The 2,781-nt window shown below is 37.8% G+C and carries 3 protein-coding genes; all 3 read right to left on the bottom strand.

The window, feature by feature from the left end; all coding sequences use genetic code 11:
• A partial coding sequence (locus tag H5202_RS20060; RefSeq protein WP_182773620.1) for a hypothetical protein occupies positions 1 to 851 on the bottom strand: 851 nt, incomplete at its 3' end.
• A 144-nt stretch (positions 852 to 995) separates the two neighbouring features.
• Positions 996 to 2,003 (bottom strand): alpha/beta hydrolase family protein, encoded by a 1,008-nt coding sequence (locus H5202_RS20055; protein ID WP_182773619.1) that lies wholly within the window; start codon positions 2,001 to 2,003, stop codon positions 996 to 998.
• Between the two features lie 365 nt (positions 2,004 to 2,368).
• A partial coding sequence (locus H5202_RS20050; protein ID WP_182773618.1) for a DUF2199 domain-containing protein occupies positions 2,369 to 2,781 on the bottom strand: 413 nt, incomplete at its 5' end.

Here is a 2,781-nt window from a genome sequence, read left to right as displayed (position 1 = left end):
TCTTCTAGTATTGAGATAAAAATTCTGTCTGCATTCCACAGTTCAATTATCTTGCGAGTCTTCTTTGAGTTCCAAAAGCATTTGCCAAACAGAATAACCCCCGCACCTTCTAACTGTCGCCCTTCCGCTACATTGAAACGTTCTAATAATATCGACTTATATTTAGAGATAGGAATGCCAACATCATTACAATCAGATGGATTTAACCAATCAAGCTCTTTGTCTACGTGAGAAATCGTACCCCAGTACATTTTAGGCTTTGCCTCTTTGGCATTAGCACTAGGCTCAGCTTCAGCAAAGTTAACAAATAAATTTTTCGCTTTAAATTTATAGCCACTATCAAGCTCAATCAAAGTACTCGACTCTGCTAAGTCACTGCCACGCATTAGACTATTGAGAATTTTCTCAAGCCCTAATACTTTGACCTTGGTTTGTTCATTGTTACTAGCGTGTTTGCGACTGGTATTATCGATTTTGTGGAGTAGAGGTGCAGTTGGTGTAGAGGCGACAGTTTGCACCTCTGTAGCAGGCTTTTTGGTGCTGGATAACATGAAATCAATGCTAATAATATCAGCATCTGAAATGACCTTATTTACTTCTACGCTATGCCGAGTCTCTCGGTCTCGTTGAGTTGAAGGATGACCTTCATCGCATCCTGCAACATGATATCTAGAGCCAAAGCACGCCGCTTTACCGTCTGAGCTTCTCTTACGATAGTAAGCCTTCCCTTTGCACTCTGGGCATTGTAAAAATTGCCTAAATTTTTCAATTTCGGTTTCAGTTAATGTCTGAAATCTCAAAATTGAGAAAGTGTGCCTTTCACCACCATAAGTACAAACAGCATCAATCATTTAATATTCACATCTTCTATGAAAACGCACCTTTAAAATGAGCTATAAAAGAACCTTCAAGCCCTCCAGAACAATAGCAAGTTATTAATAGAAATACTATTTTTAGGTGGATTACCCATTAACAGCATATTGATCACTGCGATTTTACAGGTTTTCTGTAAACCATTTGGTAATCTCATTGTGAGCTTTTGTGGTGTTAGATGAAATGAAGTGGTTGTCAGCATAAATTACTAATTTATGCTCAATCTCAGTTTCTTTTAGTGCTTTTGCAAATGTTTTAGAGTGAGAAGCAGAGACTCGAACATCATTTTCGCCATGAATTAATAAAATTGGAACACCAGAAGGGAGTTTGTCCACCCAATTGATAACTGACCTTTCAGCGAGTTTTTTGTTTTCGTTTCCTTTGTAACCTGGAATTCGGTGTTTATATACTTTTTCCATTTCAGGTCGCGTTGCTAGATCTGCATTTAGATCGGCATTTAGTGCAATCGTTGCAACAGCTTTTATATTATTAAGTTGTTTTAGAGCAAGAAATGATTGCATGCCACCTCTACTAGCTCCAAGCATACCTATTTTACTTGTATCAGCTCCGTCAAACTCTCCAATCAGATTCACTAGTCCAACAACATCTTGGACATCAGAACCACCAAATTGATCTTGTTCACCTTTATCTGGTGAACCAAATGTGCCTCGATACTGGCTACCTACGATCACAAATCCCTTATTGGCTATAGGAAAAAGATTGTTCATCATTGCACCAAATACAACGCCACCGAAATTACCATTCCCGCCCCTATTGTAAACTATTACAGGTAGGTCAGTAGTTGACTCTTTAGGTTTGATGACAAAACCAAGAACATCAGTCCCTTCGACATTGTATGTGAAATTAGTACATGAAAGGTTGTTGCTGTAGGTATTAAATTCATCCTTATCAAATTGCTTCTTGAAGCCATCCATTTTATTTTTTAACAACTCAGGATTTTTAATCTTTCTAGAAAATTTTCTCTCCATGAAATTTATCCAATTATCATAACTGGTAAATGGTCCTGAGAAACAATCCCTCTGATTGTATATCTTGCCATTTTGATCAACTTCGTTGGCGCTAAGGGCCGTGCTTATAATTGATAAAAATATAAACCCTAAATATTTCATAAATTTCCTTATATTATGACTACATTACTAATTTTGAATTTATAGACTCTATCCAATCGCTGCATACTCCCCAAATTCAAGTGTTAATTTTGTCTATGCTAATTAAACTTGGATTCCAGTTTTTAAGCTGTATGTTCTGTAGTGGCCAATAAATTCTGGCCACTACAATTAGAGCTTGGCTAACTTTTTTTGGACAAAAGCATATTGGAGCTAAAGAACCGGAAATGACTATTGGCATTAGAGATAGTATTGCAATCGGATATACGGTAACACCCGTTTCAACGGCGCCGAAGGCGGAGTGTTTTTTGCTAATGATTGAGCGCAGCGAGTAACACAAAAAACGCGGAGATTTTGCCGCCAACTTGTTAGCTGTGCATGCACGTTTCAGCTATCTCCTGCGCCCTTGAAATACTAATGCCATTTTCAAAGTCACTGACTAGCTTATGTTCAGATTCATGGGGAACAAGCAGCGGTCTTTGATTGTTTTCTTGTGGCTGCACATCTAGTTTTAGCGCATACGTATTTTCATAATACGGTAGATAGTTGGATAAATACCCAAAATAACAATCTTCTGTATCAGGGTCATCGTATGTTTCTACGTACCTATCGAAGCTAGCTTTGCTCAACGAACACCATATTCCCCAGGTAAAAGGTTCAACAACACCATTAATTGGTATTTCCATGACTGCACGTACAAAGTAATGAGTTCCATCTTCATCAGTATAAAAACAAAGATCGTCTGTCAACTTCCCAGCATTTTTAATATCTTCACTTTGCT

This window comes from Shewanella sp. SG41-4, assembly GCF_014164505.1.
Lineage (GTDB): Bacteria > Pseudomonadota > Gammaproteobacteria > Enterobacterales > Shewanellaceae > Shewanella.
The sequence above is the reverse complement of the archived record's forward strand: the minus strand, read 5'-3'. Positions and strand labels throughout refer to the sequence as shown.